This is a genomic window from Kinneretia sp. DJ1R-11 (assembly GCF_025717595.1).
In the GTDB taxonomy this organism is placed as follows: domain Bacteria; phylum Pseudomonadota; class Gammaproteobacteria; order Burkholderiales; family Burkholderiaceae_C; genus Paucibacter_A.
The window spans coordinates 121,542-147,867 of record NZ_JAJIRR010000010.1 but is presented as its reverse complement, the minus strand read 5'-3'; the positions used below and the strand labels follow the sequence as shown (position 1 = coordinate 147,867).

Here is a 26,326-nt window from a genome sequence, read left to right as displayed (position 1 = left end):
CTATGCGCAAACTACTGATCGCCCTGGCCCTCGCCGGCCTCTTGCCTGCAGCCGCCCAAGCCTGGTGGAACTCGGACTGGCAGCAAAGAACCCGCATCACCCTGAACACGTCCTCACTGGGCAGCGAGACCAAGGAGGCCGCCAGCAATGTCGCCGTGGCCGTGCGCCTGCATTCCGGCAACTTCGACTTCGTTTCGGCCAAGGAAGACGGCTCTGACCTGCGCGTGATTGCGGCCGATGACAAGACGCCGCTGAAGTTCAGCGTCGAGCGCTTCGACGGGGTCAACGAACTGGCCGTGCTCTGGGTTCAAGTGCCCAGCGTGCTGCCGGGCAGCGACAAGAACCAGTTCTTCGTCTATGCCGGCAACGCCAAGGCGGCGGCCGAACCGAGTGACCCGGCCACCGCAGGTTTCGACGGCGCCATGCTGGCGGCCTTTCATTTCAGCGACAAGATCGCACCGGGCTCCGACCATCAAGCGCGTGTCAAGCCGGAGGCCCCCCTCACGATTGAAGCCAACGGCCTTTTGGCCGCGAGTGCCAGACTGACGGGCGCCGCCATCAGCTATCCGCTGAGCGACAAGATGATTGTGGAAGGCGGCCAACAGCTGACGGTCAGCCTCTGGGTCAAGTTGGATGACGTGGCACGCGCCGGCCTCCTGAACTGGGGCGGGCTGAGTCTCGCCGTCAAGGGCGGCCGCTTGGTCGCTACGGCCGGCAAGACGGAGCTGGCCGGCGGAGAAATCGCCGCGGCGAAATGGACGCATCTGGCCCTGCGGCTGGGGTCCGGCAAAGCCACCTTGTTTGTCGCCGGCGCCCAGGTGGCGCAGGCCGACGCGGCCACGCCCGCGCTGGGACAAGGCCTGAAGGTCGGTGAAGGCGCGATCGGCTTGCTCGATGAATTGCAGATCTCGAGCACGCTGCGCAGTGCGGACTGGTTGACCGTGAGCGCAGGCGCTCAGGGCGCCGAAAGCAAGCTCGTCGCGTCCCAACGCGAAAGCGCTGACGACGCCGGCGGCGAAGAGCATGCCGGCCATATGGCCATCTTGGTCAAGAACCTGACCACCGATGCCTGGGTGGTGATCATCATCCTGGCCATCATGTTTGTGATCTCGGCCTGGGTGACCATCAGCAAGGGCATCTTGGTCAGCCGAGCCGCGAAGGACAACCTCAGCTTCCTGCGGCGCTTCCGCGACGCAGACAAAAATCTGCTGAAACTCGGCGAAGGGGCTGTGCACAAGCATTCGCCCTTGTTCCGCCTCTACCTGTCCGGTGTCAGAGAGCTGGACAAACGCCAGATCGGCAGCTCCGGCGGCCCCGTTCTGAGCGGCCCGGCCATGAATGCGGTCAAGGCCTCGGTCGACGCCGACTTCGTGCGCGAGAACGCACAACTGAACAGCCAGATGGTGCTGCTGACGATCGCCATCGCCGGCGGCCCCTTCCTGGGCCTGCTGGGCACGGTGGTGGGCGTGATGATCACCTTTGCGGCCATCGCCGCCGCCGGCGACGTCAATGTGAATGCCATCGCACCCGGCATTGCCTCGGCCCTTTTGGCCACCGTGGCCGGTCTGGCGGTGGCAATTCCGGCCCTGTTTGCCTACAACTACCTGGCCGCCAAGATCAAGAACGTGTCCGCCGACATGCAGATCTTTATCGATGAGTTCATCACTCGCGTGGCCGAAGTACACGGCGCGCAGTGAGATCAGCGCTTCCATCCCGTCTGAAGAAGAGAGCACACCATGTCGGCCGACGTCAAAAGTGACAACCAACCGTATGACGAGATCAACGTCACGCCGATGCTGGATCTGGCCTACGTTCTCTTGGTGGTCTTCATCATCCTGACCACCGCATCCGTGCAAGGCGTGAAGGTGAAATCGCCCACCACGCATGCCACCCACAACCTCGCCAAGCCGCAGATCCGCGCCATCACCATCACCGCCGAGGGCGCGGTGTACCTGGATGCCTATCCGGTGACCATGGATCAGATGCGTGACACATTGGCGCAGTACAAAGCAGCCAATCCAGCGCTGCCCTTGGTTCTCAAGGCCGATGCCGCGGCGCAATACGAGAAGGTGATGGAGGTCCTGGAAGTGGCCAAGAAGCTGGACATCACGGAGATCGGCCTGGTCACCAAGCGCTCGGCGCCTGAGCTGTAAACAAAGGATGTGGCATGCAAGTCATCAATGAAGTCAAACCGATCGACACCATCAATGTCACGCCCATGCTGGACTTGGCCTATGTGCTGCTGGTCGTGTTCATCTTGATGACCACGGCTTCGGTACAAGGCCTGCCCATCAGCATGCCCAAGCCCAGCAACAAGCCCAGCACCGAGAAACACGAGTTGAAGATCGTGCAGGTGATGGCAGACGGCGGCGTGCTGATCAACGGCGTTGGCGTCAGCCTGGCCGAACTGGAGCAACAGCTGCTGGCGGCGAAAGCACAGGACTCGCAAATGTCGGTCGCCATCAAGGGTGATGCACGCACCCAATATGCCAGCGTGGTGGCGGTGATCGATCTGTGCAACCGCCTGCAGGTCAATATGGGCCTGGTCACGGCCAAGATCGGTACTTGAGGAAGACGAACGTGAAAACCGGTTTAGCCGAAGACCATCTCGACGATTCGACTCAGCGCGTCTGGTGGATTCGCCTGGGTCTCGCCCTGGCCTTTCTGGCCGTGATCGCGGCCGGCCTCTGGGCCGTCAAGAGCATGAAGAGCCCCCAAGGCCCGACCCAGAAGGTCGCCAAGATCAGCATCCTGCCGGACACGCCACCGCCTCCTCCGCCACCCAAGATCGAACCCAAGAAGCCGGAGCCGCCCAAGGACGATCCCAAGCAAGTGGTTCGAGAGGATCAGATCAAACAGGCTGAGGCGCCCAAGCCGGCCAATGAACCCATCAAGATGGAAGGCGCGGCCGGAGACCAGCCCAGCGCATTTGCGGCCGGAGGCGTCAGCAGGGAGTACAGCGGCGGTGCGCCGAGCACCGGCGCCTCGGCCGCCGGGTTCAGTGGCGCAGATCGCGCGCAAGAGCGTTTCTATGCCAACAGCGCGCGCCAATTGCTGCGCGATGAACTCGAGCGCCGACTGAAGAGTGAGGCCGAGCAGCTGACGGCCACCTTCGCCATCTGGCTGGAGCGTGACGGCAGCATCCAGCGCTTCGAACTGAGCCCCAGTGGGGACGCCAGTGCCGATGCCGCCATGCAGGCCGCTTTGGGAGAGGCTTCGCGCTCGTTCAAATTGCCGCCGCCTCCGCCCATGCGCCAACCCATGCGCTTTCGCCTGAGTGTCAGGCCCCAAGCCTGACACCCCAACACATTCCCTTCTTGCATCCCGTCATGAAACCCAATGCCCGCATTGCTGCCCACCTGACTGTCCTTGCCCTGGCAGCGTCGCTTGCCAGTGCCCCCGTTCAAGCACAGAGTTCCGATGAACAGCTGCAGCAACTGCAGCAATTGCGCGCGACCACCTTGGCCTTGATTGACGCCATGGTGAACCAAGGTCTGTTGTCACGCGAGCGCGCCGACACCATCTTGCGCCAAGCCAACCAAGCCTCAGCGCCCCCAAGCACGGCAGCCAGCGCTGCGGCGGCGACGCCGAAGATTCAGCGCATTCCCTATGTGCCAGAGACCGTGCGCCAGCAGATCCGCGATGAAATCAAGACCGAGGTGCTGGCACAGGCACGGGGCGAACGCTGGGGCGAACCCGGCAGCCTGCCCGAATGGTTGGGCCGCACCACCATCGAAGGCGATGTGCGTGTGCGCAGCCAGAGCGAGATGTTCTCCGAGACCAACCTCCCGGCCGAAATCTTCCGCGCGCAGACCAGTTCACCGGCCTGGGCGCCGGACCTGACGAACACGACGGTGGACCGGCAACGCCTCACCTTGCGCGCGCGACTGGGCATTCTCTCGAAGTTGTCGGACCAGGTCAGCACCGGGCTGCGCCTGTCCACCGGCACCACCAGCGGCCCGACATCCAGTTCGCAAACCCTGGGCACCCAGCTGAACAAGGCCAGCGTCGTGCTCGACCGCGCCTGGCTGCGCTGGCAGCGACCGGCCGGTGCAACGGCGATGAGCGCTGACTTCGGCCGCATGCCCAACCCGTTCTACAGCAGCGATCTGAGCTGGCCCGATGACCTGTCCTTTGACGGCGTGGCTGCGAGCGTTCGGCACAGCCTCTCAACACGCCAGCAATTCTTTGCCACCGCCGGTGTATTCCCGCTCGAGGAGCTGAACCTTTCGGCGCGTGACAAGTGGTTGATCGGTGCTCAAGTGGGCGCCGAGCTGCCGGTGGTGGACGGTGCAAGCTTGAAGGTAGGCCTGGCCGCCTACGAGTTCCGCCATGTCGCCGGGACACGCGAGAGCAACCCGCCACCGAGCGGGCCGCGCAGCGGCACGCAGAACTACTTCGCCAGCCAGTACCCGAGTTCGCTGCGCTTGAAGGGCAACACCCTGATCAACCTCAACGACCCGAGCAGCACGGCCGCGCCCACCTGGGGCCTGGCGTCGCGCTTCCGGCCGATCAACCTGAACACCACCCTGAACCTGAGCTACTTCGCGCCGGTGATGGTCAACCTGAGTCTCGACTGGATCAAGAACACGGGCTTTGATCTGGCCGACATCCGCGCCCGCTCGGGCGCGGCACTGCCAAACCTCGAGGCCAAGACCAATGCCCTGCAAGGCCGCCTCGGCGTGGGCATGCAAAGCCTGGCGCGGCGGGGCGACTGGCAAGCCTTTGCAAGCTACCGCCACATGGAACGAGATGCCTGGATCGACGGTTTCACCGACACCACCTGGCATTTGGGTGGCACCAACTACAAGGGCTGGTCCCTGGGCGGCAGCTACGCACTCGATCGCAACTTCTGGATGGGCCTGCGCTGGGCCAGCACCCGCAATCTCGACGACGGCGTGCGCTTCCTGGCGGTACCCGGTGATGCGAGCAGCTTGAGCGGCAACCTGAGCAGCGCGCCGCTGCGCATCGACGTGTTTCAGCTCGATCTGAACGCACGCTTCTGAACGGGAGAGCCTGATGATCAAGACGACCTCGATCATGCTGCTCTTGGCGGTTTTCCTGAGCAGCGGCGCTTCGGCGCAGGATGGCAAAGCCTCAAAGGAACGTGAGGCACTCCGCCGCGCACAGGGTGCGCTGCGAGAAGCGCAGACGCAGATCGGCAGCCTACAGGCTGAAAAAGCAGCGCTGGAGGCCGAGCGCGCTCGCCTGGCCGCAGTGGCCGACGGGGCCAAAGCACAGGCCCGCGGCGGCGAGGCCAAGCTCAAGAGAAGCCAGCAACAGCAGCAAGAACAGGCGCAGGCCGAAATGGCGGCGCTGCGACGTGAAATGCAGCAAAACCTGGACGCCTCCGCAGCCCGCGAGCAAGCGCTGCAACAGCGGGTGTTGACCCAGGGGCAAGAATTGCTCGAACGGACCCAAACCACCTTGAGCTTGCGCACCCTGCTCGAACGAAGCACCGAAGCCCTGGCCGAAGCAGAAGCTAAAAACCGCAAGCTTTTCGCCATTGGGCAAGATCTGGTGCAGCTCTATCTGAACCGCACGCCGGCCGACCTCGATGCGCTGAATGACCCCTTGCTGGGCCTGGGTGCCGTGCGAATGGAAAGTCATGCCGAAAGCCTGCGAAGCCAGCTGGCCCAGCAGCGTACGGCTCGCTAAGGGTGAAGAGCAAAGCGCTGAAATGAGTGCACTCCCAGCAGAATTGCGACAGTGGCTGGCCACCAACCTGCTGCGCGGTTGTACCCCACAGAGTATCGAGGCCGGTCTGATCGCTGCGGGCATCGAAGCCGAACAAGCCGCGCGCGAGATCCAACAAGCCACCCATCACCCCTACCTGCTGGCGGCTGCCGGCTTGCAAAACAAGCTGGCTCGCCGCGAATCCCTGCTGAAGACGCTGGATTGGCAGCTGCGCCGCACACCCGCCTACGCGCCTTTGCAGCGCCAGCCGCTACCGCCCTACTCGCAGTTCCTGCAGGACTTCTACTACACCAACAGACCGGGGCTGTTCAGCGGGGCGGTAGACCATTGGCCTGCCCTGCAATGGACACCGCGCAGCTTGGCTGAGAAGGCGGGGCTGGACACGCGGGTGCAAGTGCAATGGGGGCGCGAGAGCGATCCAGACTACGAACTTCGCAGTCCCTCGCATCGCCAAGAAATGGACTTGGGTGCGCTGGTGGACTTGATCGAAACGGCCGGCAGCAGCAACGACTTCTACCTGACTGCCGGCAATCGGGCGCTTGCTCGGGAAGGCATGGCGCGACTGCTTGAAGACATCGGCAGCCTCGGGGATGGCTATCTCCACCCGGAGCGCCCCAAGCAGGAGATGCATTTGTGGCTGGGGCCAAGCGGCGTGCGCACGCCGCTGCACCACGACCTGACCAACAACCTGTTTGTGCAGCTGCACGGTGAAAAGCGCTTCTTGATGGTTCCCGCCTTGCAGGCACCCTATCTATGCAATGAGGTGCATGTCTTTTCGCCCGTCGATCTGAGCGCACTCACGAGCGAACACCGTGCTCAACTGAGTGTGCTGGATGTGCGAATCGAGCCGGGCGATCTGCTGTTCATTCCGGCCGGTTGGTGGCATCAAGTCGAGGGCCTGAGTGCCAGCATCAGCCTGTCTTTCACTCAGATCAATCTACCGTTCAACGGCTTCATCGATTTCCCTTGAACGCCCCTTTTTGCTCACTCGGCCTGCAGCGCGTACCTCGTGTAGAAACGCCGCCCCTGCATGTCCTGAGCGCCCAGCCAGATTTCGGCCGACAGGGTCAGGGGATTGGGCAAGCTCAGGCCGGGCAGCGCCACGGCGGTCTTGGGGGGCAAGGGTGGCGCGTTGTCGACCAACAAGGGCACAAAGCCGCCCGTCAACAAGGTGCGCACGCTGATCAAGCGCATGTCCGGGTTGGCGGCCGCCCAAGTGGCGTAGTTGATGGTGAAGCCGTCACGCAAGGCGGCGGCCTTGAGCGGCGCTGTGGCCGTGACCGCGTCCAGGCTGGGGAAGCGGCTGCGCGCCGTGTCGGCGGGCACATCGGCCGGCAGGAAGACTGAGCGAGTTTCAGCCGCGCCGCCCGAGGTGTAGGCGGCCACGAACTTGGCGCCGCGCTGGCTTTCCGCGCTGCCCAGCCAGCCTATGGCGGACTGCTGCAGGGCACTGTCGGCGATGCTGCCGATCGGGGTCACCCGGGTCGCCCCGGGGGTGTAGGAAATACACAGCAAGGGCCGGCTGCAGTAGGCAAAGGGAATGCTGTAGCCACTGGGCATCTGCACGGTGGCGGTGTCCAGCAGCTTGACCGGTGTGGCAGCGCTGGTCTGCGCCTGCATCTCGACCTGGATACCAACCCAGGGATTGGGCTTGGTCGCGCTGTTGACCGCACCATCTGCCGCCAGATCGAGCACGCTGACCGGATAGACATTGATGTCCAGCTTGCGGGCATTGCCGATCAGACTCCACTTGCCACCGGTGGTGGCCGGCGCGGCGGCCTTGGTGAAGGTGGCGGCGTCACTGAAATATTCGAGCACGGCACCGCTGGAATCGCTGACGGTTGCGGCCACCATCACGCGCTTGCACAAGCCGGCCGTCAAGACGTCATCGGCACAACCGAGCACCATCAGCCGGCCCAGCTGGCGCTTGTTGGCGGCATAGGCGGCCAGGCGAGCGGCCAGATCGGCCTTGCTGCCGGCGTTGTGGCTTTCGTAGGTACCCAGCAGGGCCGAGGCGCTGAAATCGGCGGCCAGTTTGCCCTGGGCGATCAGGTTGTTGAGGCCGGCGCTCAGCTCATCCAGGCTGGCCAGATTGTCCAGCGTGGCCTTGGACGTGGAGGCGAGTTTGAGGCTTGAGCTGATGGCATTGGCGGGCAAGCCGCCGGTGGTCTTGACCAGCTCAGTCTGGGCCGCAGCCAGACCGACCACCACCTCGGGCACGGCCGTGGGCTGCAGCTTGTTGCTGATCAGGAGCTGATCCACGCCCTTGTTGCTGCGGGCCACCTGAACACGCAGAACCTCCAGCAGCAGGTCTTGCACGCTCTTGTTGGCCGCAAAGCTGGCATCTGACAGCAGATTCAAGGTGGCCGTATTGGTGATCTTGAGGTCGGTCAGCTGGGTCTTGATCAAGGTCTTGACGAACTCGCCGGCTGCACTGGCCGCGGAGGCGGCCGGAGCGATCAGTGCGGCACTTGCCGCGGCTGAGGCAAACACAGCCTGCGGTTCGCTGCCCAGGGACAGGGCGACGATGGCCTGGCTCAGCGGTGTGACATGGGCCACCATGGCCGGCTTGGTCGCATCCAGAATGGGCACGATGGAGTGCAGGACCTGTGGACTGCCACTGGAATCCAGGCCGGAGGTTTGGATCAGCAGCGGGCCCTTCAGGCTCTTGCTGCTCAGGCTCAGGCTGTAGCTGCCGTCGCTGGGCTGAGTCGTGGCAGAGCCCACGGCCGCGCCGGCGGCGTCGATCACCTTGATCTGGGCATTGCTGAGCGGCGCCCCGACCGCAGCCACACCGCTGAGCGTGGGCGTCATGGCAAAGGTGGTGACCCCAGCCGCTGATTCCCCGGTGCCGCCGGAATCCGTGCTGCTGCTGCCACCCCCGCCGCCTCCGCAAGCGCTGAGCACCAGGCCCAGAGTCAGACTGGACAGCAGGATCAGGCCGGCCTTCAGACCAGGCAATGCCGCGGCGGAATGGGAGTGGGGATGCATGAAGTTGAGGCTCGTTCGGGCTGCTATTCCCTTCATCTTAGGCCTCAAGCTGCGCCGGCAAGCGCCGAAGAAGCACGCGCTTTCGGCGCGTTATTCATCCCCTGCCCGGCTACTTCCCCAGCGTCACCCAGGACACCTCGAACCAGTTGTCGGCCCGGTGCACCACCGAGACATTGCTGCGCGCGGCCCAGGGAATCATCTGGCGGTGCAGGGGCAACACCTGGAACTGGTCCTTGAGCTCGGTCAGAGCAGACTTGATCAATTGCTCGCGCTTCTTGGGGTCGACCTCGACGCTGGAAAGCGCGGCCAGGCTGTCGAACTTGTCGTTGCGCCAGTTGCCGTAGTTGTAGGCGCCGATGCCGCGCTCGCCACGGTTGCGGAACACTGGGCCAAAGATGGACTCTGCATCGGTGATGGCACCGCCCCATCCGTACAGGTAAAGGCTGGTGTCGAGCTTTTCCACCTTGGGAAAGAACAGCACCCGCGGCATGGCCGAGACGCGCACCTTGATCTTGAGCTGTGCCCACATGGCGGCCAAAGCCTGGCAGATCTCCTCGTCATTGACGTAGCGGTTGTTCGGGCAGTCCAGGGTGACCTCAAAGCCATCGGCATAACCGGCCTCGGCCATCAACTTGCGCGCGGCTGCCATGTCGAAGGGATAGCGCGCCTCGATCTTGGGGTCGTCGTAAGCCGCCACCGAAGCCGGCGTGAGCCCGCCCGTAGGCACGCTCAGGCCGTTCATCAGCTTGACCCGCAGGGTCTCGATGTCGACGGCCTGATAGAGCGCGCGGCGCACACGCAGGTCCTTGAAGGGGTTCTTGTCGCCCGGCACATTGCCGTAGAGCAGCTTGTCCCGGCCCTGGTCCATGCCGATGAAGATGATGCGATTCTCGGGGCCATCGATGACCTTGACGCCCTGGGTGTTGCGCAGGCGAAGGACATCGCGGGGCGCCGGGTCGAGCACAAAATCCAGCTCACCCGAGACCAGGGCCGCCAGACGCGTGGCGTCATTGGCAATCGGGGTCATGACAATGTCCTGCACATTGCCCTCGAACTTGCCCCACCAGTTCGGGTTGCGTTTGTAGACGGTCTTGATGCCCGGTTGGCGGCTGACCAGCATATAGGGGCCGGTACCGTTGGCATTCATGCTGGTGAAGCCCTCTTCCTTGTTCTTGAAGTCCAGCGGCCGGGTGGAACGGTGGGCCTCGGACCAGGGCTTGCTCATGATCCACAGCGTATCCAGGTGCTGCAGAAAGATCGGGTTGAAGGCGGGCAGCACGAACTCCACGGTCTGCTCATCGACCTTGCGCGCCACACCGACGGCATTGGCATAGATGGACAGCTGAGAGGTGCTCTCCTTGGCGCGCTGGATGGAATAGACGACATCGTCGGCCGTGAAGGGCTGGCCGTCGTGGAACTTGACGCCCTGGCGCAGCTTCATGCGCCACAGCAGCGGACCGACCTGGCTCCATTCGGTGGCCAAACCGGGCACGATATTGAGATTGCGATCGCGCCGGGTCAGGCGCTCATAGACCTGGCCATTGACCATATTGGTCATGCTCTCGTTCTGCGAGTGCGGGTCCATGGTCTGGGGGTCACCCTGACTGGCCCATTTCAGAGTCTGCGCCTGGGCCGCAACCATGGGCAAACAAGCTCCGAGCGCAAGGCCCATCACCAGAGAAGACAGAGTTTTCATCGCCACACCCTCAAGCCGTATCGACGGCCGAGTGTAGGGAGCGGGCACAGCCCGGCCGCATGGGGTAAACCTTCAGGGCAAGTCACGTGAGGCGGCGCGGCGACGCACACCGCGGGGGTCAGGTCTTGCGCCAGATGTCGTCGAGGTGGGTAAAGCCCCAATCCTGCGGCGACTCGCGCCCCACCACACGGTCACCGACCGCCGGGTTGGAGAGGTCCAGTTGCTGAACCGGGATCGGAAGTTTGGACTTGGTGGAATAGAACACCCGCACATGGGGCGCAGCCAGATTCTGCGGATTCAGATCGATGACCACCGCCAGGCGGCCCGAGTCCAGGCGAACCAGGCTGCCCACGGGGTAAATGCCCACGCTCTTTACGAAAGCCTTGAAGACCACCGGGTCGAACTGCCCGGTCCACTGCGCCATGCGCTGTATGGAGCCAGCCGGATCCCAAGCCGCCTTGTAGGGTCGGGTCGAGGTGATGGCGTCATAGACATCGCAGACCGCGCCCATGCGGGCCAGCAGGCTGATCTCCTCGCCCTTGAGCCGGTGCGGATAGCCGCTGCCGTCCATCTTCTCGTGATGGTGGAGGCAGACATCCAGCGCAGCCTCAGGTACGGCACCACCTTCCTTGAGCATCATGTAGCCACGCATCGGGTGCGCCCGCATGATGTCGAATTCCGCCTCGGTCAGCTGCCCCGGCTTGTTCAACACATCGAGCGGCATCATCATCTTGCCGATGTCGTGCAAGAGGCCGGCCATGCCAGCTTCGCGGGTCTGCGTATCGTCCAGGCCGAGTTGGCGACTCAGCGACACCATCAGCGCGCACACCGCCACCGAATGCATATAGGTGTAATCGTCCTTGGTCTTGAGCCGGGCCAGGCTGATCAGGGCCGATGGGTTGCGCGAGACCGACTCGGCCACTTCCTCGACCAGGGGCATGCACATCTCGGCATCGACCGCCTTGCCCATGCGGGCTTCACCGAACAAGGCGGTGACGGCTTGACGCGAGCGGTTGATGGTCTGCACCGCGCGCCCCATCTCGGAACCCATGCTGACACGCTCCGGACGGGCGAGCGCAGCCGTCGGTGCCGGAGCGGGCGCAGGTGCCGGAGGCAGTGGAGCGGGCTGAGGCTCATCCATCAAGTCCTGGACCAAACTGTCCGGCGCCGGCACTGACTGCACATCAACGCCCTTGCTGATGTCGATCCACACCGCCGGCACACCGCTGGTCAGCAAAGCCTCCAGATCGGCCGCTTCACGAAGGACGAACTTGGTCTTCCAAAATGGATGCGACAGCCATGAACCCTCCATGGACTGGAGATACATGCCCAACTGAACCTGTTGGATGGGAATCTTCTTGAGCATGAGCCTGTACAAAAACTCGGGAATGCAAGCGTCTCAGTATGGGGCCGGCAGGGCCAAGGGCAGCCTGGGATCAGGCACAAAAAAGCCGCCCTTTAGGCGGCTTTTTGTGAACTGCTTGGCGCTTGCCGCGCCCGGCGCATTCAACGGAACTTGCTCTGAGGCACGGTGCGCAGCTCGCCCGGCAACGAAGCCAGGTACTTGGCGATGGCCTTGAGTTCGGCGTGGCTGAATTGCTTGACCTGGCCGGCCATGATGGCGTTGCCACGGCCGACCACAGCATTGCCTTCAGTCTGGTAAGACTTCAGGGCCACATTCAGGTAATCCGCGTGTTGACCGGCCAACTTGGGGTAGCTGCCGTCGATGGGCTTGCTGAAGTTGGCGCCGTGGCAAGAAGCGCAAGCGCCCTTGGTCAGCAGTTCGGCCACTTGAGCCGAGGGAGCCGCCGCGGTTTCAGGCAGCGTCTGGGCCGGAGCCTGCTTCTCGTAGAAGGCCGAGATGTCGGCGATGTCCTGCTCGCTCAGAGACTGAGCAATGCCGCGCATGGTCGGGTGCTTGCGCTCGCCCTTGGCATAGGCCGTCAAGGCCGCGGCAATGTACTTGGCGTTCTGGCCGGCGATCATGGGCACTTTGTGCACTTCAGGAAAGCTGGCTTGGTAGCCCGGGATGCCATGGCAGCCAATGCACATGGCGATCTTGTCCTGACCGATGGTGGCCGCGGGAGCGGCGTCCTTGGCGAGAACGGAGGCGCTGGCGCCGAACAGCGTGGCCAGAGCGAGCGAGATCTGCAGCAGTTTTTTCATGGTCCCGGGGTGTCTAGATCTTGTACCGACGGGCATTATAGGGGGCCACTTATACTGAATCGTCACCTTCAGGACTTTGATCCACACCATGAAATTTGCAGGTTCCGAGCACTACATCGCCACCGATGACTTGAAGCTGGCCGTCAACGCCGCCGCCACCCTGCAGCGGCCCCTGCTGCTCAAGGGCGAGCCCGGCACCGGCAAGACCATGCTGGCCGAAGAAGTGGCGCGCAGCTTGGGGCTGCCACTGTTGCAGTGGCACATCAAGTCCACCACCAAGGCCCAGCAAGGCCTGTACGAGTACGACGCGGTCAGCCGCCTGCGCGACAGCCAGCTCTCCGGCATCGAAGGCGTGGACAAGGTCAGCAAGATCGAGAACTACATCATCAAGGGCGTGCTCTGGCAGGCCTTCGAGGCCGATCAGCCCGTCGCCCTGCTGATCGACGAGATTGACAAGGCCGACATCGAGTTCCCGAACGACCTGCTGCGTGAAATCGACCGCATGGAGTTCTACTGCTACGAGACTCGCCAGCTGATCAAGGCCAAACACCGCCCCCTGGTCTTCATCACCTCGAACAACGAGAAGGAGCTGCCCGACGCTTTCCTGCGCCGCTGCTTCTTCCACTACATCAAGTTCCCAGACCCGGTGACCATGCAGGCCATCGTCGATGTGCATTTCCCCGGCCTCAAGAAAGAGCTGCTGGCCGCCGCCCTCAAGACCTTCTTCGATGTGCGCAATCTGCCCGGCCTAAAGAAGAAGCCCAGCACCTCGGAACTGCTGGACTGGCTCAAGTTGCTGGTGGCCGAAGACATGCCGCCCGAGACCCTGAGCCAGCCGGGTGCCGAGCACCTGATCCCGCCCCTGGTGGGCGCCTTGCTGAAGAACGAGCAAGACCTGACCCTGTTCGAAAAGCTGGTCTTCATGCAGCGCCAGCATCGCTGAAGCCGCTATGGACAAGAACCTGAAACAAGGCCTGAAGCAAGGCCTGGCCGACGCCTGCGGCTTTGTGCTGGGCGCCCTGGCCGGCTGGGAGCTGGGCCGCGCGCTGGGCTTCGATTTCATCGGCAGCACCGAGTGGCAGCTGCCCCAGCTGCTGGGCCTTGGCTTCATCCTGGGCGGCTGTGGTGTCGGGCGCTGGGCAGCACGGGCCCTGCTGGCCCAGCTCGACGGCCTGAACCGCAAGTAGTTCCTCCTCTCTTCCCCCTCCCTCTTTCGAGAACCGACCATGGCGGCATCCCCACGCGCAGCAAAGCACACAAATTTTGATGTGGAGGCCCTCTGGGACCTGGCGCGCATCGGCGCGCCCAGCCTCTCGCCCGATGGCGCCCAGGCCGTGGCCAGCGTCAGCCGCTGCGACATGGCGAGCAACAAGACCGAGTCCCACCTCTACCTGCTGTCCACCCTGGGCGGCGAGCCGCGCCAGCTGACCCAGGCCGGCAGCCCCGACAGCAAGGACGGCGCGCCGCAGTGGAGCCCGCGCGGCGACCGCATCGCCTTCATCGCCCGGCGCGAGCAGGAAGGCGCCAAGGACAGCGAGCCGCAGCTCTATGTCATCGCCGCTGACGGCGGCGAGGCCCGCCGCGTCGGCCTGCCCGGCGTCGGCGTCGCCACCGGCGTGCAAGCCTTCAAGTGGTTCCCCGATGGCCGGCGCATCGCCTTCATCTCCTGGGTCTGGCCCGAGCTGAAAGGTCAGTCCGCTCAGGCGCAGGCGCTCAAGGACTTCAAGGACCGCAAGGAAAGCGGCTACGTCACGGCAGACGCCGTCTACCGCTACTGGGATCACCACGTGCCCATGGGCCGGGTGCCGCATCTGCTGGTCGTCGATGTGGACAGCGGCAAGGTGCGCGATCTCTTCGAGGGCACGGACCTGGCCCTGAGCCTGGCCGACCCCGACGAGCACAGCTTCGACATCTCGCCCGATGGCCGCCGCATCGTCTACGCCTTCGACCCAGCGGCTGAAAAACGCCTGGACCACTGCTTCGCCCTCGGCGAGGTGGAGGTCAAGAGCGCCCAGCACCGCGTGCTCTTGCAGGTGGACGGCTGGGATTTCCGCGCGCCGCGCCACAGCCATGCCGGCCAGCATCTGGCCTTCATTGCCAGCCACCAGGGCCTCAAGCACACCATGCCAGGCCAACTGGCCGTGCTGGACACGGCCGGCCACTGGGCCGTGATGTCGGCCGACTGGGACCATGAAGTCAGCGCGCCCCTGGTCTGGGAGGAAGACGACCTTTCCATCCTGCTGGCCGCCGAACAGGCCGGCCGCCGCCACCTCTGGCGCTTCGAGCTGAAGCGCTGCCTGGCCGAGATCGTGTTCGAAGGCGGCCATTTGGGCAGCTTCGCGCTGGCCGCCGGCACCGTGGTGCTGAACCATGACAGCGTGCAGTTCCCGCCGCGACTCTCGCGCCTCCTGGAGGACGGCAGCAGCGCGCGCATCGAGCGCTTCAACACCGAGCATTTGAAGCGTCATGAATTCGGCCAGCACCAGGAAGTGATGCTCAAGGGCGGCCAGGGCGATGAGGTCCAGATGTGGCTGATCTACCCGCCCGGCTTCAACCCGAAGAAAAAAAAGGCCTACCCGGTCATGCATGTCATCCACGGCGGCCCGCACACCGCCTTCGGCGACAGCTGGCACTGGCGCTGGAACCACCAGGTTTTTGCCGCCCAAGGCTATGTGGTGGCCTGCGTGAACTACCACGGCTCGTCCAGCTTCGGCCACGCCTTCCTGGACTCCATCACCCACCGCTGGGGCGAGCTGGAGCTGCAGGACATCGAGGCCGGCACCGACTGGCTGCTGGCCCAGCCCTGGGCCGATGCGAAACGCGTGTTCGCCACCGGCGGCAGCTACGGCGGATACATGGTCGCCTGGATGAATGGCCATGTGCCAGCCGGCCGCTACCAGGCCTATGTCTGCCACGCGGGCTGCTTCGACTGGCAGGCCATGTTTGCCGATGACGCCTACACCTGGCATGCCAAGGAGCTGGGCAGCTGGTACTGGGACGACCCGGCCAAGATCGCCTCGCAAAGCCCGCACAGCTTTGCCCAGCACATGAGCACGCCAACCCTGGTGATCCACGGTGCCATGGACTACCGCGTGCCCGACGCCCAGGGCCTGGCCTACTACAACACCCTCAAGGCCCGCGGCGTGGACAGCCGACTGCTCTGGTTCCCTGACGAGAACCACTGGATCCTCAAGCCCCGCAACAGCCGCCAGTGGTATGGCGAGTTCTTTGCCTGGCTGGCTCGCCATGACCCGGGCGCCAAGGCGGCCAAGGCCTCCAAAAAGCGCTGAGCAGGGCGCTGATAATCGACCCACCCCGCGCCGCGCGTGCCGACTCATTTCTTGCACCCATGCTGATCAAATTCTTCTACACCCTGCGGGCGGCCAAGCTGCCGGTGTCGGTGCGGGAATTCCTCAGCCTGCTCGAAGGTCTGGAGAAAGGCGTGATCGGCAGCGAGGGCGCCGCCTCCCTCGACGACTTCTACTTCCTCGCCCGCACCACCCTGATCAAGGACGAGACGCAGTTCGACAAATTCGACCGCGCCTTTGCCGCCTATTTCAAGGGCGTGGAGCTGCTCAGCGATTTCAGCCAGGAGCTGCCGCTGGAATGGCTGCGCCAGCATCTGCAGCTGGAGCTGAGCGACGAGCAAAAAGCCGCCATCGAGAAGATGGGCTGGAACGAGCTGATGGAGACCCTCAAAAAGCGCTTCGAGGAACAAAAAGAGCGCCACGAGGGCGGCAACAAATGGATCGGCACCGGCGGCACCAGCCCCTTCGGCCACAGCGGCTACAACCCGCAAGGCATACGCATCGGCGGCGCCGGCAAGAACAAAAGCGCCGTCAAGGTCTGGGAGCAGCGGGCCTACAAGGACTACGACGACCAGCTCGAGCTGGGCACGCGCAATATCAAGGTCGCACTGCGCCGCCTGCGCCGCTTTGCCCGCGAGGGCTCGGACCTGGAGCTGGACCTGGGCGACACCATCAGCAAGACCGCCGCCAACGCCGGCATGCTGGACATCCGCATGGTGCCCGAGCGCCACAACAAGGTGAAAGTGCTGCTGCTGATGGATGTGGGCGGCACCATGGACGAGCATGTGCACCGCGTCGAAGAGCTGTTCTCGGCCGCCAAGACGGAGTTCAAGCACCTGGAGTTCTTCTACTTCCACAACTGCGTCTACGACTTTGTCTGGAAGAACAACCGCCGCCGCTTCGCCGAGAAGACCCCCACCTGGGACCTGATCCGCAAATACAACCGTGACTACAAGCTGATCTTTGTCGGCGATGCCACGATGAGCCCCTACGAGATCCTGCAGCCCGGCGGCAGTGTCGAATACAACAACGAAGAGCCCGGCGCCGAATGGTTGCAACGCCTGACCCACGCCTTCCCCAAGTACGCCTGGATCAACCCGGAGCCGCAAGGCGTCTGGCAGTACCGTCAAAGTGTGTCCCTGATCCAGAACCTGATGCAGCAACGCATGTTCCCCCTGTCCCTGCAAGGCCTGGAAGGCGCGATGCGTTTGCTCAGCCAATGAGCCACACCTTGCCCCGGCTGCTGCGCGGCGCCCTGCTGTTCGCGGCGGCGGGCCTGTCCGGCTGCGCCACGATCAGCAGCCTCTGGAAGAACGAGCCACCGCCGGCCAGCGCCACGCCCGGCGCCGATGCCGCGCCGGTGCGCCTGGTGGCCGAGTACGACATGGTGGTCGAGGCGCCCGGTGATCTGCGCGATCTGCTGCAGGAACATCTGGACCTGGCCCGCTTCCGCAGCGCCCCCGAAGACCAGCGCCTGAGCCGCCAGGAGCTGGGCCGCCTGATCCAGGCTGCGCCCCAGCAGGCCCAGGCCTTGCTGGAGACCGAAGGCTTCTTCAGCGCCCAGGTGCAGGTCAGCCGCAACGAAGGCAGCCCGGTGGTGGTGACGGTGAAGGTCGAGCCCGGCCCGCAGACCCGGGTCAAGGCGCTGCAGATCGAGTTCGCCGGAGTCCTGGCCCCGGACCAGCCCCCGGTGGCGGGTGCCGATATGGCCGCCCTGCGCGAGCGCCTGCAGGGCCAATGGTCGCTGGGCCTGGGCCAGGGCTTCTCGCAGCCGCGCTGGTCACAAGCCAAGAACGAGCTGCTGGCCACGGCCCGCGCGCGCGGCTTTCCGCTGGCCACGCTGGACACCCACAGCGCCCGCATCGATGCCGAAAGCCAGAGCGCCGAACTGGAATTGAAGCTGGACAGCGGCCCGCTGTTCCGCCTCGGCGAGCTGCAGATCGAAGGCCTCAAATACCAGCCGCGCAGCAGCGTCGAGCGCCTGGCCGGCTTCAGCGTGGGCCAGCCCTACACCGAGCAGTTGCTGCTGGACTTCCAGGAGCGCTTGGTCCGCACCACCTTGTTCGACAGCGTCAATGTCGACATCCAGCCACTCAGCGATCCGCCCGAGGCCGCGCCCGTGCACATCAAGCTGCGCGAGGCTCCGCGCCAGCAGCTGACCGCCAGCATCGGCTACGACACCGGCAGTGGCCCGCGCCTGGGCGCCGACTACATCCACCGCCGCCCCTTCGGCCTGGACCTGCGTGCGCGCAGCAAGCTCAAGCTCAGCCGCAAGAACAGCTCCTATGACCTGGAGCTGAGCTCGCACCCCCAGCCCGATATGCAGCGCAATGTCGGCGCCCTGTTCCTGGAGCGCAAGGTCGACGACAACAAGACCACGGTCAATCTGCGCGCCCGCGTCGGCCGCACCCGCGAGACCGAGCGGCAGGACCGCACCTACTACCTGGAGCTGCTGCGCGCCCGCGAGACCGACCCGCAAGGCACCATCAGCGCTGGCGCTGCCTCGGCCAATGTGCAGTGGATCCACCGCCGGCTCGACAGCCCGCTCACGCCCACCCGGGGCTACAGCGCCAGCCTGCTGCTTGGCGTGGGCCGGGCCGACAGCACCGAGGCCCGTAACGGCGGATTCCTGCGCAGCCATCTGCGACTGCAGGCCTACCAGCCCCTGCCCGGCGGCTGGTTCGGCAGCGCCCGCAGTGAGTGGGGTCAGGTCTTCGCTTCGCAGGAGGTCGGCCTGCCCGAGAAGCTGCGCTTCCGCACTGGCGGCGACGACACCGTGCGCGGCTACGGCCTCGATGACCTGGGCCCGCGCGATGCCGATGGCAATGCCACCGGCGGCCGCATCCTGTGGAACGGCAGCGTCGAGCTGGCCCATGGCCTGACCGCCAGCATGCCGGCCCTGCTCGGTGCCGTGTTCGTGGACGCCGGCCAGGCGGCCCAGCACTGGCGTGACCTGAAGCCCAGCATCGGCTACGGCTTCGGCATGCGCTACCGCAGCCCCCTGGGCACCTTGCGCCTGGACCTGGCCCGCGGCCAGGAGGCCCAAAAATGGCGCCTGCATTTCAGCGTTGGCATCGCGCTTTGATGATGATGAGCGCCAACGCCGCGAACCCCGACCCGGCCCCATGAGCGAACCCGAATCCACACCTGGCACCCCTACCGCCCCCGCTGGCGACAGCAGCCCTGTGCCCAAGCCCGCCCCAGCCCGCCGCGGCCGCGGCCTGCTGCTGGGCCTGATGACCCTGCCGGTGCTGGCCGGCAGCGCCGGCCTGGGCCTCTGGTGGGGCCTGGGCAGCGAGGCGGGCAGCCGCTGGCTGCTGCAGCAAGTGCCCGGCCTGCAGGTCGAGGCGCCGCAGGGCAGCTTGATCGGCGACTTCTCGGCCCAGAGCCTGAGCCTCACCATACCCGGCGGCCAGGACCGCATCGAAATCGAAGATCTGCGCTGGACTGGCCTGAGCCTGGCCTGGAACCGCTCGCCCCTGCTCTGGGCTGACCTGATGGTCGAGCGCCTGAGTGCCCGCCAAGTGACGGTGCATCTGGCACCCAGCGCCGAGCCCAGCCCGGTGCCCGAGGAGCTGCCCATCCCGCTGGGCGTGCACATCGCGCAGTTGCATGTGGACCGCCTGTCCCTACCCACGCTGAGCCAGCTGCCGGTGCGCGGGCTGCTGGCCCGGGTGGACTTGAGCAGCGTGACCGACAACAGCCCCGGCGCCGAGCACCGGCTGCAGATCCAACAGCTGGCCTGGGACCAATTGCAGCTCAGTGGCAGCGCCACGCTGGGCGCCGGCAGCGGCCTGCTCCTGCAGGCCAGCCTGGGCCTGAAGTCAGCCGCCCAGGCCGATCTGCCGGCCTGGGGCGCGCAGCTGGAGCTGCACGGCCCCTTGGCCCAGCTGCAGCTCAAGGCCGCGCTGAGCGCCCAGAACCAGCAGCTGCAAGCCCAGGCTCAGCTGCGCCCCTTCGCCGCTTGGCCCCTGCCCCAGCTGCAGCTGGACACGCAGCAGCTGGACCTCTCGGCCCTGCTGTCGGGCCTGCCCAAAACTGCGCTGAGCGGACAGGTGAGCCTGCAAGTTGACAGCATCGCTGCAGGCAAGAAAAGCTCGAAGCCACCCGCCCTGCTGATCAAGGCCCATCTCGCCAACCACGCGGCCGGCCTCTGGAACGAACAGCGCCTGCCCGTGCGCCAGCTGAGTCTGGACGCCGAGGCCTCGGCCCAGGACCAGAGCCAGATCCAGCTGCGCGCCTTCGATGTGCTGCTGGGCAGCAGCGCCCTGCCCGCCGGCCGCCTGCGCGGCAGCGGCAAAAGCAGCAGCGCCGGCGGCAGCCAGCTCACGCTGAGCCTGGAGAACCTGCGCAGCGAGGGCCTGGATGCGCGCGCCGCCGGCCTGCTGGCCGCGGGCACGGTGGAGCTCAGCACCTCGCAAGGGCTGATCGCAGCCGGCCATGAGGCCTCAAGCCAACAAGACAAGAAATCAGCCGCCAGCTCGCCGCCGCTCCAACTGCATATCAAGACCGATCTGCAGGGCCGCTGGCTGCCGCCAGGCCCGGTCACGCCGGCTGCGGCGCAGGCCCAGCTGGCCGCGCCGGCGGCCACCAGCCCGCAAAACGCCCCGCTCAATGCCCACAGCCCCGTGCGCCTGCAAGCCAGCGCCATCGCCTCGATGCAAGGCCTGGATTTGCAAGAGCTGCTGATGCAGGCCGGCGAAGCCCAGCTCAAGGGCAGCGCCAAGCTGGACTTAAGCCGCCCCGGCAGCCTGGCTGGCGGCTGGCAGCTGCAGGCCCAGGCCCGCGGCATGGTGCCCGAGCTGCGCCGCATGTGGCCGCAAGCGCCGGGCCCCAGCGCGCGCCTGGACCTGGACCTCAGCGCCGACCTGCAGGCCCCGGCCCAGCAGAGCAAGGCCGGCCTTCTGGCCCAGGCCCCACGCGGCCAGGCCCGGCTGCGCCTGCTGCCCGGCAGCCAGGCAGGCATGGGGCTGGCCGCCGACCTTAGCTATGAGCGTGCCAACGATCAGCAAGTGCCGACCCTGCGCGCCGATCTGCAGGCCGGCGGCAACCAGCTGCAAGGCCGCGCCCAGCTGCTGGCAGATCACAGCGTGGAAGGCCAGCTGCAGCTGCAAGCGCCACAGCTGCAAGCCTTGCTGCCGCTCTGGCAAGCCTTGGCCCCGGCCCTGGCCAAGGGCGAACCGGCCCGTCAGCTGGCCGGCGGTTTGAGCGGACAGCTGGCCTGGCAGGGCCGAGCCGAAGTGGACAAAACCAGTGGCAAGAACGCCAGCAGCAGCACGCCACGCTGGAGCTGGCAAAGCCAGACCGAGCTGCAAGGCCAGGCGCTCAAGCTCGACCAGCTGAGCCTGGACAAGGCCCGGCTGAACGCCAAGCTCGCCAGTGCCCTGAGCGCGCCGCTGGCACTGCAGCTCGATCTGGAGCAGCTCAAGAGCCCCGAGGCCCAGCTGCCGCAAGCTCAGCTGCAAATCAGCGGCAGCTGGGCCCAGCATCAGCTGCAGCTCAGCGGCCTGGGCTCGGCCCTCTTGCCTGCCGCACTGCGCCCTGCGCAGCAGCCGGCCGACCAGCCCTCGCGCAGCCAGTTCCAGATCGGCCTCAAGGGCAGCCTGGGCACGGCCGGAACCGCCAACCCTACAGCGAGCGAACTGGCCCAGCTTTGGGCCCAGGGCGGCCAGTGGCGCGCCACCGGCCTCAGGCTCGACGCGCGCGTGCCCGCCGCCACAGCAGCCAGCAAAACGGCCAAACCGACCGACAAAGCACCCGCCCCCTGGCTGCAGGCGCAAGACCTGGCCCTGCGCGTGGACAGCGGCCCGCAAGGCCTGCTCAGCAGCGCGCAGTTCGAGCCCGGGAGGCTGGAATTGCTTGGCGCCGGCCTGCGCTGGCAGCAGCTGGCCTGGAAGGCCGTCGAGGGGCCCGATCAGCTGCAGCTCGACCTGGCCCTGGAACCCCTGGCCGTGGCGCCCCTGATGGCACGCTGGCAGCCCGATTTCGGCTGGGGCGGCGATCTGGTGGTGGACGGCAGCGCCCGCATCCACACCCTGCCCCAGCTGGGCGTGGAGCTGTCCCTTCAGCGCCGCAGCGGCGACCTCAAGGTCACCGACGACGGCGGCACCCAGACCCTGGGCCTGAGTGAACTGCGCCTGGGCGTGATCGGCGCGCCCGGCCGCTGGCACCTGACCCAGGCTTTTGCCGGCAGCAATATTGGCGTGCTGGCCGGTGCCGTAACCGCACGCAACGAAGCGGGCGACGCCAGCCCCTGGCCCTCGGCCCAGTCGCGCCTGGAGGGCGTGCTGGAAGCGCGGGTGGACAACCTCAGCACCTGGGGCGCCTGGGTGCCCTCGGGCTGGCGCGTGGCCGGCGGCCTGGCCGCCAGCGCCAGCTTTGCCGGCAAGCTCAACGACCCTCAGGTGGTGGGCCAGATCCAGGGCAGCAAGCTGGGCCTGCGCAACCCGCTGTTGGGCATCGATGTGCAAGACGGCAGCTTTGCCCTGCAACTCAAGGGCAGCCATGCCGAGCTGCAGCAGCTGCGCCTGCGCGCCGGCGACGGCGAGCTCAATGCCAAGGGCCAGCTGCAGCTGGGCGCCAAGCCGCAGGCCGACATCCAGGCCCAAGCCAGCAAGTTCGCCCTGCTGCGCCGGGTCGACCGCCGCCTGGCCGTTAATGGCCAGCTGCGCCTGCACATGGACGCTCAGGCCCTGGATCTGCAGGGCAAGCTCGATGTGGAAGACGGCCTGTTTGATTTCTCGCGCGGCAACGCGCCCGAACTGGACGACGACGTTGAGGTGAGGCGCGTGGCGCAGGCGCCAGCTGCACCGGTGGAATCAGCCGCAGCCCGGCGACAGATCAAGCTCAAACTGGACATCGACCTGGGCCAGAAGTTACGTGTACGCGGCCATGGCGTGGACACTTTGCTGGCCGGCGAGCTGCAGATGACCCAAGCCCAGGGCCGGCCGCAACTGCACGGCAGCATCCGCACCGTCAATGGCAGTGTCGATGCCTACGGCCAAAAGCTCACCATCGAAAAAGGCCAGGTTACCTTCAGCGGGGTGATTGACAACCCACGCCTGGACATCCTGGCCATCCGCCCTGGCGAAGAGGAGGTGCGTGTGGGCGTGACCATCGGCGGCAGTGCTCAGTCGCCCCGAATCAAGCTCTTTTCCGACCCCGATATGGCCGACACGGCCAAGCTCTCCTGGCTGCTGCTGGGCCGCGCGCCCGACAACCTCGAACGCAGCGACACCGCCCTGCTGCAAAAGGCTGCCATGGCCTTGCTCAACGGCGGTGGCGAAAGCCGCACCGGCAAAGTGATCAAGTCCATCGGCCTGGACGAACTCTCGGTCAGCGAAGGCAATGGCGAAGTGCGTGGCACTGTGGTGCGCGTGGGCAAGCAGCTGTCCAAGCGCTGGTATGTGGCCTTCGAGCGCGGCCTCAACGCCACGCAAGGCAGCTGGCAGCTGATCTACCGCATCGCCCAACGCTTCACCCTGCGCGGCCAGGCCGGCGACGAAAACGCGCTTGACCTGATCTGGCAGTGGAAGTGGGAATGAGTCGGCTGGATGGCTGAACCTCGAACATCGGCGCGGCCGAACATAACTAGTTATCGCTATGGATCTTTGGGGCCCTAGGCCGCGGCCGACCCGGGCCTTGCAATCTTTCGTGCGAGAATTCGCGCCGCCCGGCTCCACGGGTGAAACTCTCCGTAGTTCAATGGATAGAACGGCCGCCTCCTAAGCGGCAAATACAGGTTCGATTCCTGTCGGAGGGACCAAGCGCGACGCGGGGCAAGCCTCGCGATTCAAGCGCGGCAGCGCTGGAGCCGTCACTCCTCAAGTATCCGCCGCCACGCACAGTAGGCCTGCGGCCTTTGCCAGCCGCACGCGGCAATCCAAGCCCAAGAGGCACACGCAAAAAACCGCGCCCATGGCGCGGTTCTTCGATCTCAATAACCGGGTTCAGGCTGCCAAGGATTTGCGGCGCTTGACAGCAGCCGGCACGAAAGCTGCGAACAGACTCAGCCCCAGCAAGGCGTAGCTCGAGGGCTCCGGAACCTGGCGGCAGTCGTTGTTGCCGCCTGTCGGACTGTTGACAGCCACACAAGCGCTCTGGAACTGCACACCACTCAGAAAAGCGTCGCTCCGGCCCACAAGATCGCGCTCGTTAGGCCCCGTCCCGAACCAGACTTGTGAAACTCCAGCGCCCACCGCCTCGAAGTTCAAGGTCATCATGACAAAGCTGTCGTCATCCTGCGCGGCGGCGAGCAAATCGTCGGTGCCGGGGTCACCGGGCACCACCAGATTCGAATAGGCGAAGAGATCCAAGTAGTTGGTCGGTGAACCTGGGGCCGCCGGATCCAGCCCCAGATCCGTCCAAGCCCCACCCAAGCCTGAGCCCAGGCTGTAGCTGACGGCCTTCAGCTGTGCCGGGTTGAAGTAGATATTCAAATCGAAGACCGAGACGATCTCCGAGCCGAGGCCCGAAATCTTGACATCCAAAGAGAAAGTTCCGCCGATCAGCTGCGACGAATTGCTGGGACTGAGGCTGACGACTGGGGCCGCATGTGCCGAGGACATGGCCAGCGCCAGTGCACTGGCGGCTGTGGCAAGTAGCTTCATTTTCATTTTGAACTCCTGGGGGTTACTACGAGCAAATCCGGATTGGAGGGTTGTGTCAGAGAGACTTCAGTTCGTCGCGCAGTTGCTGCGTGTGCACTTCAAAGTGCAGGCGCGCACATCGCGGGCATCAATGACGCCATCGCCATTGCCATCGCGCGGATCACCGGCAGCTGGCACCTGGCCAATGCCTGCACGGATCAGCGCCATATCTGCCGTGTCCACATCGCCATCCAAGTCCACATCACAGGCTGTCACCTTGGTGTTGATGGTCAGGTCAAACAGCACAGGCGAGGCATTGGTGGTGCTGGCATTCAAGCGAGTCAACACCTGGATGTACTTGCCGCTGGCCGTGAAAGGTACGTTCTTGCTGATGGTCTGATACGCCTGGGCGGCCAGATTCGCCGCCACATCGGCGGTACGGTACTGCACGACGACGGCCGCACCTGCGGGTACAGAATCCGTCCAGTTGATGCGGTCCCAGGCTGTTCCGGCAGCGCCGCTGTCGTAGGTGACAGTCCAGGTGCCCGTCGGCGTGGTTGAATTGCGCGCGGCAAAACCAGCAGCATCGCTGTAGGTGTAAGGCACGCTGCCTACCGGGAAGGTACCCAAGGGCGCACCGTCGGTGCCGCGGTACTTGTGCACCCGGTTGGAGCCATAGCCGATCTGGAAGATGTCGTTGTTGGCATCCACCTGAATGCCCACCGAATAGGCGCCACCAGCCTGCAAAGGCGCCGTCCACAGCGTCACCCCCGAAGGCGAGACCTTCTGGACCGTGTTGGTGCCGGCGATGATGTTGCCCGAGCCATCTACCACAATGCCCGCAGAACTCACGCCCAGGCCAGCAATGGCAGCTGATGTGTTGGTGGCGGGATCAAAGACCCGGTTGTTGCTGCCGGTGTAGACCTTGTCATTACCCAAGGCAATGCCATACATGCCGCCGGGGAAGGAGGCCACGGTATAAGGACCGGTGTTGCTGGCGGTGTTGGTGATCTTGCCGAGAGGGCCACCCAGTGAGGCGCTCCACAGCACGCCGTTCTTGTCGATCAAGCAGCCGTAGGGCTGCCAAGCGCCGGAATTCGGCTGACCTGCCGTCGGCGTGGTGGCCACCGGGCCGGCCAGCAAGCTGCCATCACTCGAGCTGTATTTGTAGTATTGGCGGGTGTTGAACATACCCACCCAGAGATTGCCGTCAGTGCCAATGCACAGAGCTCGCCCCAGCCCGTTCTGATCGCCGACCTGCACGGCCCAAGCCACGCGTTCATCCGTGATCTCGTTGTCGTCAATCTGCCCGTTGCCATTGGTGTCGGCCATGGGCAAGGGAGTCGAACCGCTCGATGTGTCCATGACCCCATTGCCATTGCGATCAATGAAACCCTCGGTGAGCAGCTTCAAGAGCACGGGCTTGCGATTGGCGAACCAGCGATTCAACACATAGGCATTGCCGTTGATGTCCACCGCCGTGCGCGATGGCGCCGGGCCACTGTAGGCATCACCCAAATGGCTAACGTGCCCGGCCTGACCGGCCGGGCCAAACCAAGTGCGGTAGCGGGCGAGTTCGACGTTGGCATTGGTGTCAAATTTGCTAACTGTGTCTTCACCAGCATTGGCAATCCACATCACTGGGAAAGTCGTGCCCACCGCATTCAGCTGAAGTTGATTGCTATTGGGCGCCGAATGGTTGACGCCTGACAGCAAGCCCAGGTCGAAATCGGCATCGAAGGTGTAGGTCTTGGAGCCTGCAAGCGCTCCCCCCGCCAGCGTCAAGGCGGCGACGAGGCTCAAAGCGCTGCGGGCTGAGCTTGCTGCACGGCGCAGCGGCTTGAATTGGGTGTTCATGGTGACATCCTTGATTGGCTTGG

The 26,326-nt window shown here is 65.1% G+C and carries 19 protein-coding genes and 1 tRNA gene; 14 read left to right on the top strand and 6 right to left on the bottom strand.

The window, feature by feature from the left end; genetic code table 11:
- Positions 1 to 2 precede the first annotated feature (2 nt).
- The 7 genes from LNV23_RS16995 to LNV23_RS16965 are packed head-to-tail and all read left to right on the top strand — an operon-like array spanning position 3 to position 6,667.
- Positions 3 to 1,697, top strand: a complete 1,695-nt coding sequence (locus tag LNV23_RS16995; protein ID WP_263564069.1) for a DUF2341 domain-containing protein — start codon at positions 3 to 5, stop codon at positions 1,695 to 1,697.
- Between the two features lie 39 nt (positions 1,698 to 1,736).
- On the top strand, positions 1,737 to 2,153 hold the full coding sequence (locus LNV23_RS16990) for an ExbD/TolR family protein (RefSeq protein ID WP_263564068.1): 417 nt from the start codon (positions 1,737 to 1,739) through the stop codon (positions 2,151 to 2,153).
- 14 nt (positions 2,154 to 2,167) lie between these two features.
- A complete protein-coding gene (locus LNV23_RS16985; RefSeq protein WP_263564067.1) occupies positions 2,168 to 2,569 on the top strand; it encodes an ExbD/TolR family protein in 402 nt (133 codons plus the stop codon).
- Between the two features lie 11 nt (positions 2,570 to 2,580).
- On the top strand, positions 2,581 to 3,297 hold the full coding sequence (locus tag LNV23_RS16980) for a TonB C-terminal domain-containing protein (protein WP_263564066.1): 717 nt from the start codon (positions 2,581 to 2,583) through the stop codon (positions 3,295 to 3,297).
- 32 nt (positions 3,298 to 3,329) lie between these two features.
- The gene (locus LNV23_RS16975) at positions 3,330 to 5,006 is read left to right on the top strand and encodes a putative porin (protein WP_263564065.1); all 1,677 of its coding nucleotides are present in this window, start codon (positions 3,330 to 3,332) and stop codon (positions 5,004 to 5,006) included.
- 13 nt (positions 5,007 to 5,019) lie between these two features.
- Positions 5,020 to 5,658, top strand: a complete 639-nt coding sequence (locus LNV23_RS16970) for a hypothetical protein (RefSeq protein ID WP_263564064.1) — start codon at positions 5,020 to 5,022, stop codon at positions 5,656 to 5,658.
- Between the two features lie 22 nt (positions 5,659 to 5,680).
- Positions 5,681 to 6,667 carry a cupin-like domain-containing protein gene (locus tag LNV23_RS16965; RefSeq protein WP_263564063.1) on the top strand — a complete coding sequence of 329 codons (987 nt, stop codon included), beginning with the start codon at positions 5,681 to 5,683 and terminating at the stop codon, positions 6,665 to 6,667.
- 14 nt (positions 6,668 to 6,681) lie between these two features.
- On the opposite strand, the gene LNV23_RS16960 is transcribed toward LNV23_RS16965, so the two are convergent.
- The 4 genes from LNV23_RS16960 to LNV23_RS16945 all read right to left on the bottom strand — a co-directional run bounded on the left by LNV23_RS16960 (position 6,682) and on the right by LNV23_RS16945 (position 12,550).
- Positions 6,682 to 8,688 carry a hypothetical protein gene (locus LNV23_RS16960; RefSeq protein ID WP_263564062.1) on the bottom strand — a complete coding sequence of 669 codons (2,007 nt, stop codon included), beginning with the start codon at positions 8,686 to 8,688 and terminating at the stop codon, positions 6,682 to 6,684.
- A gap of 109 nt (positions 8,689 to 8,797) precedes the next feature.
- A complete protein-coding gene (locus tag LNV23_RS16955) occupies positions 8,798 to 10,384 on the bottom strand; it encodes an ABC transporter substrate-binding protein (RefSeq protein ID WP_263564061.1) in 1,587 nt (528 codons plus the stop codon).
- A 118-nt stretch (positions 10,385 to 10,502) separates the two neighbouring features.
- Complete coding sequence (locus LNV23_RS16950) at positions 10,503 to 11,750, bottom strand: cyclic di-GMP phosphodiesterase (protein WP_263564060.1); 1,248 nt, start codon at positions 11,748 to 11,750, stop codon at positions 10,503 to 10,505.
- A 140-nt stretch (positions 11,751 to 11,890) separates the two neighbouring features.
- A complete protein-coding gene (locus tag LNV23_RS16945; protein WP_263564059.1) occupies positions 11,891 to 12,550 on the bottom strand; it encodes a c-type cytochrome in 660 nt (219 codons plus the stop codon).
- A gap of 88 nt (positions 12,551 to 12,638) precedes the next feature.
- Here LNV23_RS16945 and LNV23_RS16940 point away from each other — a divergent pair, with 88 nt between their 5' ends.
- From LNV23_RS16940 to LNV23_RS16910, 7 genes are all read left to right on the top strand, one after another.
- Entirely contained in the window at positions 12,639 to 13,493 is an 855-nt protein-coding gene (locus LNV23_RS16940) for an AAA family ATPase (protein ID WP_263564058.1), read from the top strand.
- A gap of 7 nt (positions 13,494 to 13,500) precedes the next feature.
- A complete protein-coding gene (locus LNV23_RS16935; RefSeq protein WP_263564057.1) occupies positions 13,501 to 13,737 on the top strand; it encodes a hypothetical protein in 237 nt (78 codons plus the stop codon).
- Positions 13,738 to 13,776: 39 nt separating this feature from the next.
- Entirely contained in the window at positions 13,777 to 15,840 is a 2,064-nt protein-coding gene (locus LNV23_RS16930; RefSeq protein WP_263564056.1) for a S9 family peptidase, read from the top strand.
- A 59-nt stretch (positions 15,841 to 15,899) separates the two neighbouring features.
- Positions 15,900 to 17,081: a vWA domain-containing protein gene (locus LNV23_RS16925; RefSeq protein WP_263564055.1), complete on the top strand. Its 1,182-nt coding sequence runs from the start codon at positions 15,900 to 15,902 to the stop codon at positions 17,079 to 17,081.
- Positions 17,078 to 18,943 carry an autotransporter assembly complex protein TamA gene (locus LNV23_RS16920; RefSeq protein WP_263564054.1) on the top strand — a complete coding sequence of 622 codons (1,866 nt, stop codon included), beginning with the start codon at positions 17,078 to 17,080 and terminating at the stop codon, positions 18,941 to 18,943. Before LNV23_RS16925 ends, LNV23_RS16920 begins: the two co-directional genes overlap by 4 nt.
- A gap of 40 nt (positions 18,944 to 18,983) precedes the next feature.
- Entirely contained in the window at positions 18,984 to 23,402 is a 4,419-nt protein-coding gene (locus LNV23_RS16915; protein WP_263564053.1) for a translocation/assembly module TamB domain-containing protein, read from the top strand.
- Positions 23,403 to 23,548: 146 nt separating this feature from the next.
- Positions 23,549 to 23,623, top strand: a tRNA-Arg gene (locus LNV23_RS16910).
- 184 nt (positions 23,624 to 23,807) lie between these two features.
- Here LNV23_RS16910 and LNV23_RS16905 read toward each other — a convergent pair.
- Together LNV23_RS16905 and LNV23_RS16900 are read right to left on the bottom strand one after the other, a co-directional pair.
- On the bottom strand, positions 23,808 to 24,467 hold the full coding sequence (locus tag LNV23_RS16905; protein WP_263564052.1) for a cohesin domain-containing protein: 660 nt from the start codon (positions 24,465 to 24,467) through the stop codon (positions 23,808 to 23,810).
- Positions 24,468 to 24,533: 66 nt separating this feature from the next.
- A complete protein-coding gene (locus tag LNV23_RS16900; protein WP_263564051.1) occupies positions 24,534 to 26,303 on the bottom strand; it encodes a hypothetical protein in 1,770 nt (589 codons plus the stop codon).
- Positions 26,304 to 26,326: the final 23 nt, after the last annotated feature.